The organism is Ruegeria sp. AE3, assembly GCF_056542225.1.
In genome coordinates this window covers 35,887-51,887 of the sequence record NZ_JBQFZL010000004.1, presented here as the reverse complement: position 1 = coordinate 51,887, position 16,001 = coordinate 35,887, and the positions used below count along the sequence as shown (strand labels likewise).

At 57.9% G+C, this 16,001-nt stretch carries 15 protein-coding genes; 10 read left to right on the top strand and 5 right to left on the bottom strand.

Going from position 1 to position 16,001, the window contains the following annotated elements:
• Positions 1-17: 17 nt before the first annotated feature.
• Complete coding sequence (locus tag ACR0NZ_RS10320) at positions 18-446, bottom strand: FKBP-type peptidyl-prolyl cis-trans isomerase (protein WP_209505363.1); 429 nt, start codon at positions 444-446, stop codon at positions 18-20.
• 125 nt (positions 447-571) lie between these two features.
• Here ACR0NZ_RS10320 and ACR0NZ_RS10315 point away from each other — a divergent pair, with 125 nt between their 5' ends.
• The 9 genes from ACR0NZ_RS10315 to ACR0NZ_RS10275 all read left to right on the top strand — a co-directional run bounded on the left by ACR0NZ_RS10315 (position 572) and on the right by ACR0NZ_RS10275 (position 8,755).
• On the top strand, positions 572-1,258 hold the full coding sequence (locus tag ACR0NZ_RS10315; RefSeq protein ID WP_480518718.1) for a haloacid dehalogenase type II: 687 nt from the start codon (positions 572-574) through the stop codon (positions 1,256-1,258).
• Entirely contained in the window at positions 1,258-2,088 is an 831-nt protein-coding gene (locus ACR0NZ_RS10310; RefSeq protein WP_480518716.1) for an alpha/beta fold hydrolase, read from the top strand. Before ACR0NZ_RS10315 ends, ACR0NZ_RS10310 begins: the two co-directional genes overlap by 1 nt.
• Positions 2,085-3,059, top strand: a complete 975-nt coding sequence (locus ACR0NZ_RS10305) for a threonine ammonia-lyase (RefSeq protein WP_480518713.1) — start codon at positions 2,085-2,087, stop codon at positions 3,057-3,059. Before ACR0NZ_RS10310 ends, ACR0NZ_RS10305 begins: the two co-directional genes overlap by 4 nt.
• 60 nt (positions 3,060-3,119) lie before the next feature.
• Entirely contained in the window at positions 3,120-3,908 is a 789-nt protein-coding gene (gene pcaD / locus ACR0NZ_RS10300; protein WP_480518711.1) for a 3-oxoadipate enol-lactonase, read from the top strand.
• A 12-nt stretch (positions 3,909-3,920) separates the two neighbouring features.
• Positions 3,921-4,637 (top strand): alpha/beta fold hydrolase, encoded by a 717-nt coding sequence (locus ACR0NZ_RS10295; protein WP_480518709.1) that lies wholly within the window; start codon positions 3,921-3,923, stop codon positions 4,635-4,637.
• Positions 4,638-4,723: 86 nt separating this feature from the next.
• Positions 4,724-5,923 (top strand): TCR/Tet family MFS transporter, encoded by a 1,200-nt coding sequence (locus ACR0NZ_RS10290; RefSeq protein WP_480518707.1) that lies wholly within the window; start codon positions 4,724-4,726, stop codon positions 5,921-5,923.
• Between the two features lie 82 nt (positions 5,924-6,005).
• Positions 6,006-7,100 carry a Zn-dependent alcohol dehydrogenase gene (locus ACR0NZ_RS10285; protein WP_480518705.1) on the top strand — a complete coding sequence of 365 codons (1,095 nt, stop codon included), beginning with the start codon at positions 6,006-6,008 and terminating at the stop codon, positions 7,098-7,100.
• A gap of 23 nt (positions 7,101-7,123) precedes the next feature.
• Positions 7,124-8,356, top strand: coding sequence for a mandelate racemase/muconate lactonizing enzyme family protein (locus tag ACR0NZ_RS10280; protein WP_480518703.1), 1,233 nt, complete (start codon positions 7,124-7,126; stop codon positions 8,354-8,356).
• Positions 8,357-8,467: 111 nt separating this feature from the next.
• Positions 8,468-8,755 (top strand): ArsR/SmtB family transcription factor, encoded by a 288-nt coding sequence (locus tag ACR0NZ_RS10275; protein WP_480473809.1) that lies wholly within the window; start codon positions 8,468-8,470, stop codon positions 8,753-8,755.
• Between the two features lie 6 nt (positions 8,756-8,761).
• Here the strand turns inward: ACR0NZ_RS10275 and ACR0NZ_RS10270 are convergent, their stop codons facing one another.
• Positions 8,762-11,758, bottom strand: a complete 2,997-nt coding sequence (locus ACR0NZ_RS10270; protein WP_480518997.1) for a cyclic nucleotide-binding domain-containing protein — start codon at positions 11,756-11,758, stop codon at positions 8,762-8,764.
• Positions 11,759-12,002: 244 nt separating this feature from the next.
• Between ACR0NZ_RS10270 and ACR0NZ_RS10265 the strand changes: the two genes are divergently transcribed.
• Positions 12,003-12,365, top strand: coding sequence for a DUF3307 domain-containing protein (locus tag ACR0NZ_RS10265; protein ID WP_480473810.1), 363 nt, complete (start codon positions 12,003-12,005; stop codon positions 12,363-12,365).
• 121 nt (positions 12,366-12,486) lie between these two features.
• Here the strand turns inward: ACR0NZ_RS10265 and ACR0NZ_RS10260 are convergent, their stop codons facing one another.
• Genes ACR0NZ_RS10260 through ACR0NZ_RS10250 form a run of 3 tightly spaced genes read right to left on the bottom strand, consistent with a single transcriptional unit; the run spans position 12,487 to position 16,001 of the window.
• Positions 12,487-13,791 (bottom strand): NAD(P)/FAD-dependent oxidoreductase, encoded by a 1,305-nt coding sequence (locus ACR0NZ_RS10260; RefSeq protein WP_480518701.1) that lies wholly within the window; start codon positions 13,789-13,791, stop codon positions 12,487-12,489.
• Entirely contained in the window at positions 13,788-14,462 is a 675-nt protein-coding gene (locus ACR0NZ_RS10255) for a TetR/AcrR family transcriptional regulator (RefSeq protein WP_209505343.1), read from the bottom strand. Before ACR0NZ_RS10255 ends, ACR0NZ_RS10260 begins: the two co-directional genes overlap by 4 nt.
• Positions 14,463-16,001, bottom strand: coding sequence for a trimethylamine methyltransferase family protein (locus tag ACR0NZ_RS10250; protein ID WP_480518699.1), 1,539 nt, complete (start codon positions 15,999-16,001; stop codon positions 14,463-14,465).

Genomic DNA, 16,001 nt, shown 5'->3' with positions numbered 1-16,001 from the left:
CCAACCTGAACTAAGTCTCAATTGATCGAGACGACTTCAATCTCAAACACCAGATCCTGTCCGGCCAACGGATGATTTCCATCCAGGGTTACAGTCGCTTCGTTGGCGTCCACAACTGTCACAGGCACGGCCTGACCGTCCGGTGTCTGCATCTGCAGTTGAGTGCCCGGATCCAGCGGAATATCCTCTGGAATACCCTCACGGGGGATTTCCTGACGCATCGCAGGGTTGATCGGGCCGTAGGCGTCGGTACAGGCAATCTCGACCCGTTTCTTGTCACCTGCGGACAAACCGGGCATTGCACTGTCCAGACCGGGAATAATCTGGCCCGATCCAACCACGAACTCCAACGGATCGCGCCCATCCGAGCTGTCAAAGACTTTGCCATCCAGCAATGTCCCTGTGTAATGGATGCGAACCGTGTCGCCTTGCTTGATTTCGGTCATAGTGGCCTCCGGCCGTTTTAGGGGTTAAGCGGCCAACCCTAGAGATTGACACAAAGTTGTAAACCCTTGGCCCTTCCCCCCCATTCCGTGTTGTGCCAACCTGCGCGCAATCAAAGGAGGGTTATATGGCAGTCACGACCTGCGTGTTCGACGCCTACGGAACACTGTTTGATGTTGCGGCCGCCGCCCGGCAGGCGGCAAGCGAACCTGGATTCGAAGCACTGAAAGACAAATGGCCCGAGGTCGCGGGACATTGGCGCCTGAAGCAATTGCAATACACATGGCTGCGTGCAGTGGCTGATGCGCATGCGGACTTCTGGGATGTCACGCAGGACGGGCTGGACTGGGCGCTGGAAGCTGCAGGCCTGCAGGGCAACCCTGAACTGCGCCAACGCCTGCTGGATCTTTATTGGGAGTTGCAGGCCTATCCCGAAGTTCCTGCCATGTTGAAAACCCTCAAGGATGGCGGGATGCAGACTGCCATCCTGTCCAACGGATCACCGCCCATGCTGGACGGTGCTGTTCAGTCCGCCGGGATCGGCGATGTGCTGGATGACGTGCTGTCGGTCGAAAGCGTTGGGGTCTTCAAGCCCCATTCCCGTGTCTATGATCTGGTTCAGAACAGGTTTGACTGCGCCCGCGACGAAGTCTTGTTCGTCAGTTCAAACGGTTGGGATGCCGCAGGGGCCAGCGGTTATGGTTTTGTCACCGCCTGGGTCAATCGGATCGGGGAACCAATGGACCGGCTGCCGTGGACGCCAGCGCATGTTCTGTCTGATTTGACCACCATTCCCAAGCTGGCTGGTCTTTGATGTCAGACTTTACGACTTCGGACGGCAAGCGCATCTATTTCGAAGACCATGGATCGGGCACGCCGCTTTTGTGTCTGGCCGGATTGACCAGAAACAGCCGGGATTTTTCGTATTTCGCACCACATGCCACTGAGCTGCGCATGATTGCGATGGATTACAGGGGGCGCGGCCGCTCAGACTACGACCCCGATTTCATGAACTACAACATCTTTCGTGAATCCCATGACGCGATTGAACTGCTGGATTTTCTGGGCATCGAAAAAGCGGTCATTCTGGGCACCTCGCGGGGCGGGCTGATTGCCATGGCACTGGCAGCAAGCCACCCCGAACGCTTGGCCGGTTTGATTCTGAACGATGTGGGGCCCGTCATAGAGACGTCAAGCATCGCCAAGATCATGGCCTATGTGGGCGCACAACCCACCGCGAAAACCCATGACGAAGCTGCTGCCGCCCTGAAACATGTGATGGAGCCGCAGTTCCCCAGGGTTCCGTTGGAGATCTGGCGCAAACAGGCCGAAATTCAATACGAACAACAAAGGGACGGGCTGGCGCTGCGCTATGATCCGGCCCTGCGCAAGGCGCTTCTGGAACAGGCCGCGAGCGGTGCTATACCCGACTATTGGTTGTTTTTTGAAGCGCTGCGCAATATTCCATGCGGCGCGATCAGGGGCGCAAACTCGGACGTTTTGAGCGCAGAAACACTGGCTGAGATGCACCGGCGGCATCCCGGTCTGATCTCGGCCGAAGTACCGGATCGCGGGCATGTTCCGTTCTTGAATGAGCCGCAATCTCTGGATGTCATCAAAAAGGTATTGAAGAACGCTGCATGAGCACATTTGAAATGATCGAAGCCGCGGCCATACGGCTTAAAGGACATGTCCGCGAGACACCAATTCTGTCGTCGCCATTTCTTGACGCGATCGCCGGGCGCCGGATTTGGGTCAAGCCGGAATGCCTGCAACATACGGGCAGTTTCAAGTTTCGGGGAGCTTGGTCTGCCATATCCGCGCTGGACGAAGACACACGCCAGCGCGGCGTGATTGCATATTCTTCGGGCAATCACGCACAAGGCGTTGCGATGGCGGCGGCGAAACACGGTATTGCTTCTGTCATTGTCATGCCGTCGGACGCGCCACACCTGAAAATCGAAAACACCCGCGCGCTTGGAGGTGAGGTCGTTCTTTACGACCGCGCAAACGAAAGCCGTGAAGAGATCGGGGAGACCATCGCCGCCGAACGCGGGCTGACTCTGATCCGGCCATATGACGAACCTCAGGTGATTGCCGGGCAAGGTACCACCGGCTTGGAAATCGCCAGACAGGCCGCGAAACTTGGGTTATCTCAGGCGGATGTTCTGGTCTGTTGCGGCGGTGGCGGCCTCACCTCTGGCATTGCACTGGCATTGGAAAAACACGCCCCCGACCTAAGGGCACGCCCGTGCGAACCGGAAGGGTTCGATGACGTCAAACGATCACTGGCGACGGGACGGATTCAGAACAACAACGCGGCATCAGGCAATATTTGCGATGCTATCCTGACACCGCAACCCGGCGACATCACCTTTCCCATCCTAAACCGTCTTTGCGGGCCCGGTATTTCGGTGACCGAAGAAGAGGCCCTGCGGGCCATGGCACTTGCTTTCCTGCGCCTCAAGATCGTGCTGGAGCCCGGCGGCGCAGTCGCATTGGCCTCGGCCCTGTTCCGGGGCGACGAGATTGAGGGCGACGACGTGATCGTAGTCACATCGGGTGGTAACGTCGATCCGGATGTTTTTGCCAGGGCGTTGGAATTCCTGACCTGACAGGCACCCCAAACCTGTGCAAGTTGCACCTGGAACGCCGGGGCTGCAAGGACCTGAGTCATGATGATCGCTGATCTGGGCGACGTGAAACTGAATTACCGTGTCGATGGTGCGGCGGACGGCGCGCCACTGGTTTTTGCCAACTCATTGGGAACAAACCTGCACATATGGGACGCCGTGTTACTGCACCTGCCCAAAGGGTTGCGTATCATCCGGTATGACAAACGCGGGCATGGGCAATCCTCGGTTCCACCGGCGCCTTATTCTATGGGCGCCCTGATCCGCGATGCCGAGTCGCTGCTGGATCACCTGAAGGTTCGCGACTGCGTTTTTGTCGGCCTGTCCATTGGCGGGATGATCGCACAGGGGCTGGCCGTCAAACGTATGGATCAGATACGTGCGCAGGTTCTGTCGAACACCGCTGCCAAAATCGCCACTCCCGCAGTCTGGCAGGATCGGATCGACGCTGTGCGTCGCGGCGGGATTGAAGCGGTGGCAGACGCCACGATGGAACGCTGGTTTTCCCGTGATTTCCGCGCAGCGCAAAACCACCTGCCATGGCGCGATATGATGATCAGCCAACCGCTTGACGGATATCTGGGCTGTTGCGCTGCCGTCGCCGGGACCGACTTCTATACACCCACAAGCGGCCTGCGCCTTCCCACGCTTGGCATCGCCGGAAGCGAGGACGGCTCGACCCCGCCCGATCTGGTGCGCGAAACTGTCGACCTCATCCCCGGATCGCGGTTCGAACTGATCCGCAGAGCTGGCCATTTGCCCTTCGTCGAGAAACCCGCAGAATACGCAGCAATCCTGACCCGGTTTCTGACCGATATCGGGCATATCTGAAGGAGAACAGCGATGGCGTCTTTCCTGTTGGTCCACGGCTCCTGCCACGGAGCCTGGTGCTGGCGCGACCTGATCCCCGCGCTGGAAGCTTTGGGACATTCGGCCCGGGCCATCGACTTGCCCAGCCATGGTGCAGATCCAACGCCGGTGTCCGAGGTGACGCTGGAAAATTGCCGCGATGCCGTTCTGAACGCCTGTACGCCCGATACGATTGTCGTGGGTCACTCGTGGGGCGGGTATCCGATCAGCGCCGCCGCCGAAGCTCGACCGGACGCCATGCGCGCCCTGATCTTTCTGTGCGCCTACGTGCCTCACGATGGCTTTTCGCTGGCAGAAATGCGCAGACGCGGCCCGCAGCAGACAATTGCCCACGCGATTGACAAATCGTCTGACGGGCTGTCTTACACCGTGTCGGTAGATGCCATCCCAAAGCTGTTCTACCACGATTGCCCTGACGATATCCTGCCTTACGCCTATGCGCGCCTGTGCCCACAGGCCATTCGCCCCCAGGAAACACCACTGCCGGTCGGCACGAATTTCAACGAAGTGCCCAAGGCCTATATCCGCACCACAGATGACCGAACGATCCCCGCGGAATATCAGGCGGACATGTGCGCGTTTATCCCGAAGGACCTGCGGCGAACCATCGACAGTTCGCATTCTCCGTTTTTCTCGCATCCACAGGAACTGGCCGGATTGCTGAGCGAATTGGCAAGCAAATTTGAGTGATGCGGCGGACTGCACGCAAAACTCTGTCTTCCCACATTCGGTGACTGTGCCTAGGGTGCCACGAACAGATCACCAGCCCGAGTTCCATGCGCCTGCCATCACTCTTCATCCTCAGCATCGTCATGATCGACGCAATGGGCATTGGTCTGGTTATGCCGATCATGCCGCAACTGATTGTTGATGTGCAGGGCAGTTCGCTTGCCAATGCGGCGATCTGGGGTGGAGTGCTGAGTACCGCTTTTGCGGCGATGCAATTCATCTTTGGTCCAATCCTTGGAAACCTGTCCGACGCCTATGGCCGCAGAACTGTGCTGCTGCTGTCGCTGTTCGTCATGGCGCTTGATTATATGGTTATGGCAGTGGCGGGCAGTATCTGGCTGTTGCTGGCCGGTCGTATTGTCGGCGGTATTACTGCAGCCACGCATTCCACCGCCGCCGCGTTCATGGCGGATATTTCCGATCCCAAGGACAAGGCCGCAAACTTTGGCCTGTTAGGGGCGGCCTTTGGCGTCGGATTTGTGCTCGGACCAGTGATCGGCGGGTTGCTCAGCGAATATGGAACCCGTGCCCCGTTTTGGGCTGCGGCAGGTCTGGTGGCACTGATCTTTGCCATCGGCTGCTTCGTGATGCCTGAAACCGTGACCGACAAGACCCGGCGCGCCTTCAACCTGCGCCGCGCCAACCCGGTGAATTCGCTGCGCGCCATTGCTGCACTGCCCGGTATCCGACCTATGCTGTGGGTCTACTTTCTGTATTCGGTCTCAATCTACGTCTACCCCGCTATCTGGTCCTTTTTCACCACCGAGCGGTTCGGATGGTCCCCTCAGATGATCGGCCTGTCACTGGGCGTCTATGGGATCGGCATGGCCGTTGTGCAGGGCGGTCTGATCCGCCCCGCAATCCGATTGTGCGGCGAACGGGGTGCCATCATCTACGGGATGGGTTTTGAAATTCTTAGTTTCGCAATTCTGGCCTTTCTGACCAACGGGTTCATTGCGCTTTTGTTCATCCCAATCACCGCAATCGGGGCAATCACCACACCGGCACTTCAGGCAATGATGTCCAAAGCGACACCAGATTCGCAGCAAGGGGAGTTGCAGGGCGTCCTCGCCGCGCTCCACGCGCTTTCGATGGTAATCTCGCCCCTGGTCATGACCAGCGTATTTGCGCAATTCATTCGCCCCGACACACCGCTGTACCTGCCGGGTGCTCCTTTCCTGCTGGCACTGGCGCTGATGCTGGCCGGGTTCGTTTTGTTTCGCCGGTCCCCGCCTGTCGTGGCTTAACAACGACACTTACATGGCGGTTTTCGCCTTGCGATCAACGCTTTCCCACGCCACCGTGGGGCCAACGGGAATGAGGGAAAACATGCAAACAATCAAAGCCGCAGTCTGCCGGGCATTCGGCGAACCCCTGGTTATCGAAGAGGTTCAGCTGGCGCCCCCCGGCACGGGCGAAGTCGAAGTGACGCTGGATGCAGTGGCCATCTGCCATTCAGATATATCCTATGCCGAAGGTGCCTGGGGAGGGTTCCTGCCCGCCGTTTACGGACACGAAGCCGCAGGTGTGATCTCCGCAGTTGGAGAGGCCGCCGGGGACTTCAGGATTGGCGAACCTGTAGTTGTGACGCTGATCCGCGCGTGCGGGTCCTGCCCCACCTGTGCCGGAGGGCACCCGACAAATTGCGAAACACCTTACGACACCGTCAAAGGCCCGCTAAAAACGGCTGACGGCGATCCGCTGGAACAGGCCATGGCCTGCGGCGCGTTTGCCGAAAAAGTTGTGGTGAGCCATCGGCAGATCGTCAGGATACCCGAAAGCCTGCCCAAAGACCTGGCCAGCCTTCTGTCTTGCGGGGTGATCACCGGGGTCGGCGCTGCTGTAAACGCCGCCAATTTGCGTCCGGGTCAGGATGTCGTTGTCATCGGTGCGGGTGGTGTTGGCCTGAACGCCATTCAGGGCGCACGGATCGCAGGAGCACGACGGATCGTGGCCGTCGACATGACTGAAGAAAAGCTGGAAATCGCGAAGGAGTTCGGCGCGACCCATGGCGTGCTGGCCAGCCTGAAAGAACCCTGGAAGGCAGCGTTCAAAGCCCTTGGCGGACGCGGTGCCGATGCGGTTCTGATTACGGTCGGCGCAATCGCCGCCTATGATCAGGCCCCGCGTTATCTTGGCCGCGGCGGTAAGGCCATCATGATCGGAATGCCGCATTCGGGCGGCATGGCCAGCTATGAACCGGTTGTTCTGGCAGCCCTCGGCCAGGGTGTTGTCGGCTCGAAAATGGGTGATGTGGTTATTCAGCGGGACATCCCCTGGATGATCGACCTTTACGAGCAGGGTCGGTTGAAACTGGACGAGCTGATCTCGGGCCGCTGGTCGCTGGATCAGATCAACGAGGCCATTGCCGATACCAAAACCGGATCTGCCAAGCGCAACGTGATCCTGTTCGACAGAACCTGATCTCCCGGCTCGGAGGAACTGAGATGAAACTGCAGGATCTCGACATCATCGTCACCGCCCCACCCGCTCCGGGTTGGGGGGGGCGATACTGGATATTGGTCAAACTGACGACAGACACCGGCATAACCGGTTGGGGCGAATGCTATGCCTCGTCCGTCGGACCCGAGGCGATGCGCCACGTCATCCGGGATGTGTTCGAACGGCACATGCTGGGCGAGAACCCCGAAAACATCGAGCTTATGTTCCGCCGTGCCTATTCCAGCGGCTTCACGCAGCGCCCCGACCTGACGGTGATGGGCGCATTCTCGGGGTTGGAGATCGCCTGTTGGGATATTCTGGGCAAGGATCGCGACCGCCCGGTTTACGCCCTGTTGGGCGGCAAGGTGAACGAGCGAATTCGCTCCTACACTTACCTCTACCCTTTGCCGCATCACAATCTGACCGACTTCTGGACCTCTCCCGAACAAGCGGGTGAAACAGCCGCTGAAATGGTGCGACGCGGCTATACCGCTGTAAAATTCGACCCGGCGGGCCCTTATACAATCCATGGCGGCCACATGCCCGCGATGAGTGACATTTCCATGTCCGTCGCCTTTTGTAAGGCAATTCGCGAAGCCGTAGGGGACAAGGCCGACCTGCTGTTTGGCACACACGGGCAGTTCAACACGGCCGGTGCCATTAGGCTGGGGCAGGCGCTGGAACCATATCAGCCCCTATGGTTCGAAGAACCCACGCCACCTGATATGATCGAAGACATGGCCCGTGTCGCCCGCAACGTCCGTATCCCCATCGCCACCGGAGAGCGCATGACAACCAAGGCCGAGTTTGGAGCCGTTCTGCGCGCCGGGGCTGCGGAAATCCTACAACCGGCGTTGGGGCGAGCCGGAGGAATCTGGGAGATGAAGAAAGTCGCCGCTATAGCAGAGATATTCAATGCTCAGATGGCGCCACATCTTTATGCTGGACCGGTCGAATGGGCCGCCAATATCCACCTGGCCGCGTCGATCCCGAACCTGCTGTTGCTGGAAACCATTGAAACACCGTTCCACAACCAGCTGATCAAAGGTTCCATTCAGATAGAGGACGGCTTCGTGATCGCTCCGACAGCGCCGGGACTTGGGATCGATGTCGACGAAGACCTGGCCCGCGCGCACCCGTATGAAGGTCGCGGCTTGCACTTGCAGATGCAGGAAGAGCCCTGCGATTACGTTAATGGCAATGCTTTTCAGGGCGGTGCCCCTGCAACCGAGGGGTGACAACGCAGACGGGTTTGAGGCATATTGACCCAAGATTAACGGCACAACGGTCAAAACGTGACACTCCTAGAAACCGAACCTCAGGCACACACCTCGGACACACCATCAGAAATGAAAGAAAATGCAGCCCGCGCGGCTGCATTTCTCAAGACACTGGCGCATGAAGGGCGCCTGATGATCCTGTGCCACCTTGGGAATGGCGAGAAATCGGTAGGCCAGCTTGAGGATTTGCTGCAATTACGACAAGCCGCCGTCAGCCAAATGTTGGCCCGTCTGCGGGAGGAAGGATTTGTCACCACCCGAAGAGATGGCAAAACGATCTATTATTCGCTAAGCGATGGAAATGCAGCGCAGATGATCGGTCTGCTGTACGAGCTGTTTTGCGAGCCTGCCAGCTGATCACGCCTAATTGGACACGTAACCGGCGATCACCTGCATCAGCTTGAACGCGGTTGCCGCATCGTTTTCCACAACGGCCAGGAATTCTTCCTCACCGATCCTAAGGCAGGATAGTTGTGTTTCGGCCACCATGCTCAGCGCGCGTGGTTCTTTGCGGATCAGACCAAGTTCACCCACCAATGCGCCCGGCCCCACGGTGGTGATCAACTGATCGGGTCCATCTTCCTGTGGCAGGTACAGGCCTGCCTCTCCCTCCAGCACTACATAAGCGCCATCGGTGGGCTGATCATCTTTCAGGAACACCACCTGCCCAGGCTTGGCATCGAACCATTGCGCCCCAAAAGCCAGAAGGCGCAATTGCCTCCGGTCCAGACCTGAAAACAAGGGGGTCTGCTCCAGCGCGCGCAGTTTCCGCGCCAGATCTGCTGAAGATGCGCTGTCTTTTCCCACGTCTACCGGTCCTCCATCCGAGACGACACGACCTTGCCGGATTTCCACGAACATGTCGAATACGTCCGGGTTTTCGAACTGGTCATTGAGGTAGAACACCGTGGCATCCGGCAGCAACTCGCGCAGCTTCTTGTAAACCGATACCTGCGTTTTCATGTCGTAACTGGCCAATGCCTGCTCCAGGATCAGGATATCTGGCTTCTTGATTGTCGCGCGGGTAAACGCCAGCGGTTCGGCAAAAACCGCCGGAAGGCTCTGCCCACCCAAAGCAACCGGAATGTCATAAATCAGCTCGACCACCAAAGGACGCGCGCCGTTCTCCTCCAACACGTCGACAATGACCTTGCGGGCCTCATCCGATCGCGCGCCGCCTATCTGGCTGACCTTGCCGAACAGCGCGTTTTCCATGACCGTCAATCCAGGCGCGAAATCTTCCGGATCCAGCGGAACAAATGCGTCCTTGAGGCTTTCCAACAGCTTATCCGAATGACTCTGCCTCAGTTCCAGAATGCGGTCTTTCAGCTCATCCGTGAAAGCCGGGCCAATCTGCTCAGCCGAGACGACGAAAGGCACGGCCAACATACTGGCCAGCTGTTCGTCATCCAGCCCTGATGTTCCCTCTTTGCGGGTCTGTTCAACCAGCTCCACAGCTGCCTCATAAGTCTTTGCATCAAGACCCAGCTTGCGGAACAACGGATGGTCGGTTCCGTCGAACCCGAAGATCTGTCGCAGCATCTCGATCACGTCACGGGTCAGGGCGATCAGCGTCTCATCCAGCCCCAGCTCTCGCAACTGCATGAGGAAAACCTTCTGCCGGGCAAGCAACGCCTGCGTCACCGGCACGCGGGGCGTCGCAAAAAGCAGGTTCTCGGCAACAGGCAGCGCCGGGTTGTAAGCATTCCGGTCGAATATCAGCGCCTGCTGCTCAAGACCCGCGTCATGGACCGCCTTCCGCACAAGCGGGCGCAGCTCGACCAGTTTCCTTGCCAGTTCGCAGTGTTCGGTCGCAACAAAGCTTTGTTCGGCACCGCGCCGAAACAAAGCTGCACCAGACCCCATTCCATCAATCAGCTGCAACCACCAGTCTCGCAACGCCGTCGCGTCTTCAAACCCGGCCAGCGCCGGGTCAAGCCATTCCACCCTGAACGGATCCATGCTGTTTCCAGCCCGCAAAGTCTCGGCAAAATCAGGGTCGTCTGAGGATTCAGCCAAGGGTTTGAATCGCATCGGCATCATCACGTTGTCACCCAACGTTCCCTGAAACATAACCGGGCGGGACGTTGCGTACCCGATACGCGCGGCCACAACGCCCTGATGCAGATCTGCCAGGTTCAGATCCCCAACCTGAACCGTGCCGGCAGCGGGCAAAATCTCGCGGGTCAGCAGCTCACCCATGGCGCGCCGATCCTCTTCACTGGGTGCGGCGATACCAATCGTCTTGCCACCGGGAAAAGTAAGATTCAGATCATCCAGCACCTGATTTCCGTCCATGTCGCGAACTGAAACGTGATTCAACACGATATCGCCGCTCAGGTGGGGGCGCTCTGCTGGTTCGCCCTCGAACAGCACTTCATCCTTCAATCCGGCCGGATCGAAACGGTCAACGACGATTTCCCAGCGCAACGACATGTCCTGGGTTTGGTTGTAATAGGTCAACAGCTCTTTCCAGGGTGAGCTCAGATCCTTGTACGCCGCTAGCGCGGCAACCAATGCCCCCAGCGAAACCGAACCCTGCAACACCAGAAGGCCACCAATCAGGTAGAACATGAATGGTGTCAGCTGCGAGATGAAGTTGTTTATGAACTTCATAAAGAACTTCTTCTGGTAAATCTCAAAGCGGATCGTGAAAAGCCGCCCCAATTGATCGGAAACCATAGCCCTGCGATAGCGCCAACCGCCATTGCTGCGTAGGGTTGACGCCCCTGCCGCGTTTTCGCCGATCTGGGCAGCCAACGCCCGTACTTCCTGAATGCGTTTCTTGTTCAACAGGTTGATCTGACGTTGTAATTTGGGGATTAACCAGGCCTGTACCGGGATCAGGGCGACAGCGGCCAGCCCGAACCAAAAGCTTTGCAAGAACAGGAAAGAAAGGATGGTGATCATCTGACCGGCTTGCAGAACCGGCTGGCTGATCGCATCGCCCATCAGCCCCCCCATTGGTTCGCTTTCAGCCGTGATCATCGAGACCATTTCGCCTTGGCTGACCCGTTCGAAATAAGGTTGCGGAAAAAGAAGCGCGCGGCTGACCAGCTGATACCGAAACCGTCGCAGCATGCGTTCGCTCAGCACACCCTTCATGGTGTTGATGCGCATTTTCATCAGCCCGTGCGCCAGCACGGCAGCCAGGAAAGCAAAACACAAAATAATCAGGAAATTCGTCTGTGAAAGCGTATAACCCCAGACATCCACTTCGGCCGTTGTCGAACCGATTGCGTCGTTGATGATACGCTTGGGCAACTCCAGCGTAAGATAGAGCAACGGAAACAACGTCGCCGTCACAGCCAGCAGGATCAGCTGATCACGTTTGGAGTATTTCCAGATAAAGCGGAAAATCGTGCGTTCTATGGAACCTGCCCCTACTGCTGGCCGATAACACGGCCCGGACGCCGTGCGCCCAAATTCAACAGTTTGAATTTACTGCCATACTGACACGTTATGCAAATTTTTTCCCTCCTGAGAATTTTCTTTATCTTATGTGAACTAGTTCATTTACGCATGGCCGTGTTATTGCCTAAAGTCGGTTTTGAACGATATCGGGAGGGTTCTTTTGACTGCCAGTATTGGCGCAGTGCTACTTATGCTTTGCCTTTTACAGATTAAGCATATGTTCGCTGACTACTACCTCCAGACACCGAAGATGCTCTCTGGCAGAGGCGAGTATTTTCACTTGGGACGCGCGCAGCACGCAGCAGTTCATGTTGCGGGCTCTGTCATCGTGTTTGCCGCTTTCGGCGCGCCGCTTTTGTTTATCCTGATTGTCGAATTGCTTGAATGGGTTATTCACTTCAATATCGATTTCGTGAAAGCCAGCTATTCAGACAAGAAACAACTTGAGCCCACGCAGGCCGCATTCTGGCGTGCGGCTGGGCTGGATCAGTGCCTGCACAACCTGACCTATGTGGCGATGGTCTGGGCCTGGGTCACCTTCGCGGCAACGTAACTAACATCAGGGTATACTGTCCGTTTCGCAGCCTGGAAGCTATGCGCCGATCCTTCGGTCGGTCATAGCGAGGTAAGCTGTAAACCTGCCCCGCTCGACTTTGATTGTTGCAAAAAACCGACTAGCCCAGAACCGAAAAGCTGCTTTCCTCATTGATCGGGCGCTTGCGTGAGTAAAAGCCCACGTCGATGATCCGTTTGATATAAGGCAGTTCAAATTGCAGTGGTTCCGCGTCGTGGTCCGCTCCGCCTTCGCAATACGCGATCAGTGCCGCCATCATTTTACCCGCAATCGGTGCATTCTTATACTGGTTCCCGCTGGACCCGCAGGCCATGTAAAACCCCGGCAAGCTGGATTTGTCATAGATCGGAATCCAGTCAGTAGAGGCATCGTAAAGGTCAACCACGCCCCGCGTTTTTGATGGAATACCAAGGCTGGGTACACGCTGCGCGTATCGCATGGCCTGTGTGGTCCATTGGTCCGTGAACTCTCGGTTATAGGTGACATCATCCTCGCACCATTGATGCGGATCGCATTCCGGGTCCTCAGATCCCACAAGGATGTGATTGCCGTGTTCCGGGCGGCAATAGCAGGCGATGTCGCTGTCCGAGACGATGGTTCCGTCGTTTTCAAAGTCGAACCCCTCCGGGGCAGGGACATGCACGACCTCTTGCCGCAGGGGGCGGGTTTTGATGGTCATGTCGCCCAGAACGCCTGCCATCCCATTGATGATAGCCGAGCCCGGCCCGGCCACGTTCACGACAACCCTTGCGCGGATTTCTTCGCCCGAGGCCAGCTTGACTCCGGAAACGCGACCATCTTCGGTCAGGATCTCGATAACTTCGGCACTGGTGCGGACCTCGGCCCCGTGCTGTTTGGCAGCATCCATCAGGTTTTGCGCCGACAAGGCCGGGTCGGTGACATATCCCGCCTGCGGCCAGTACACTCCACCCGTCATCTTTCGCCCGTTGGGCTGGCCGAATTCCGGGTCATCCATGCGGCGCGCCGGGGCAAAGCTGTCCAACGAATAAACCGGCAGGCGTTCAACCACTTTTTCCCCCGACCATTCTTCGAACGGGCAATCCAGTTCTGATGAATTGCGCATGTGCTTTTCCAGCATCCCGTTCGCCTCGGTCTTCATGACCAGGCAGCCGGTTTCCCTGAACTGAGCCAGATTGGCCCCCTCTGGCAGTCCAAGATAGTCAGCCCAGTCGCGCCAGTAATGATAGCCTTCCCAGGCAAACGCCGTTCCGTCGAAGGTGGAATAATGCATCCGGATGATCGCGCAGGACCCGGCGGTTGAACCGTGCCCAACCTGTGCGTTGCGATCCAGAGACAGGGTTTTCCAGCCCGCCTTGGACATTTCGAACGCGATGGCCGCGCCGATCACACCTGTGCCAATGATGATTGCGTCTGGTTGACTCATGTCGGGTCTCCTTTCCAGTAGCGCCGGGAATATGCGCTGAATTCTTCAACTTCTTCGGGTTTCGGTTCAACGCCCGTAAAGGCGTATAGGTAATGCGGCACCATCGAGATCCGCGTCTCGAAGGGTTCGTTCAATTGTGCCAGATCATATCCGATCTGCATGTAATACAGCACGCGCGCACGTGTTTCGGACTCGATCTCGGAATAGCCGTATCTGGCGAACATCGCGTGCAAAGCTTCAAGCCGCCGTGTGTCTGACTGGTCCAGCGCACGGCGTACTTTGCCCGATTTACGCGCCCAGTCGCGCACGGCAAAATCCAATGCGGTGTCAAACAAGTCCGTGTTGACGACACAACGATGCACATTGCAGACCGCGCCCGTTATCGTTTCGGCCGGCGCTTCTGCCTGTTTTACAAGCGCAACCGTATTGGTCGCCTGCCACCGCGCCAGCAGTGCATCCAAAAGTTCCTGTCTGGACTTGAAGTACCAGTAGAAGGATGAACGTGACACGGCCATCCGCTCGGCCAGGTTAAGAACCTTGATCTGGTCCACCCCGTCCGAAATCAGCACGTCCATCGCTACGTTCAGCCAATCGTCTCGGGTGACCTTGATATTGCCGATCAGGGGCTCGGCCTCGGGATCATCGCGGTGAAGGATGGGTTTGTTGTTCATTCAACTCTCCGGTGGCGCCCCGCCCTCTGCGGTGCGACGTGCGATAAAGTCCTGCAAGGCACCAAAACGATCATTGTCTATGGCAGGGGCCTTGAAATCGTTCAGGATACCCTGCCAAACCCCCGTTGCACGTTGGTTGGCATCTGTTGAACCGCGCTCGGTCCATGTGCCGAAGTTGGCGTAGTCATGGACATGCGGTTGATAGAACTCGGTGGTGTAGCGCTCCATCGTCTGGGGGCAGGCAAAGAAATGGCCGCCGGGCGCGACCTCACTTAAAGCGGTATCAAAGCCAATCTCGGCGGGCCCCGCCTGCGCGCCCGCGCAAAGCTCGGCCACCATGTTCAGCACCTCGGCATCGCAGACCAGCTTTTCGAAGGATACGGTCAACCCTCCTTCCAGCCAGCCCGCGGAATGAATGACCACAGTCGCCCCGGCCATCAGGCAACCCCAAAGGCCAAACTGGTTCTCATTCGCCGCTTGCACGTCGTTGCTGTTTGACGCTGACCCTGCCGCCGACCGCCAGGGCAGGCCAAGGTGACGCGCCAGTTGGCCTGCGGCCAGTGATGCCTGAAAATGCGAGGGCGTCCCGAATGCAGGTGCACCGGATTTCATGTCCACATTGCTGGTGAACGTGCCGTAACACACCGGAGCGCCCGGTCTGGCCAGCTGCGCCAAGGTCAGCGCGGCCAGCGTCTCGGCATGGGACAGGGTGATTGCCCCGGCCACGGTGATCGGCGCCATCGCCCCCATCAGGGTGAACGGTGTGATGATCGACATCTGACCGTGGCGCGCGAAGTCGATCAGGCCTTGCGCCATGGGAATGTCCAACGTGCGCGGGCTGTTTGTGTTGATGATCGTGTAACAATGCGCGTTGCCCCGGAACTCATCATCCGACAGACCTCGCGCCGTGGACAGCATCTCAAAGCAATCCATGACCTGCGGCGTACCGCGCGAGAAGAAGAACGGGAACTTGTCGGTCAGTTCCATCTGTGCCTGTGTCGTGAAGTAGTGGCGCAAATGCGTCGGTACATCCTGCGGTTCAACCTGAGGCGAGATCATCTGGAACACATCGAAATGATGGGTGAGCTTCAGAAACTCCAGATAATCCTGACCTGTCGCCGGGCGACGGCCACGTTCCAGATCGGTTGCGTTCGGTGCGCCTGCCCCCGGTTGAAAAACCAGCGATCCCAGTTCCAGAGTAAAATCCCGATGCCGTGAACCGGCGCGACAAGCGATAGATTTGGGGGCCGAGGAAACAGCAGCCTCAACCATCTCGCGCCCGATAAAGACCATTTCACTGTCTTCATCCACGCGCGCACCACCCTGCTTGAACAGCTTGCGTGCCTCGGGAAGCAAGGTCTTTACACCCAACTCCTCGAGCGTACGCAACGCTGTCTCGTGCATGTTCGCGATCTGGTCAGCCGGGAACACCTCCATCAAAGGGAAAGGGTTCCTGAGCTGGCGATAGTTCACGTCGCGGCTGGGCTGCGGGGCAGCCTCGCCTCCTCGCCTTCGGCGTCGTCGGTCCGGAGCCGTCAT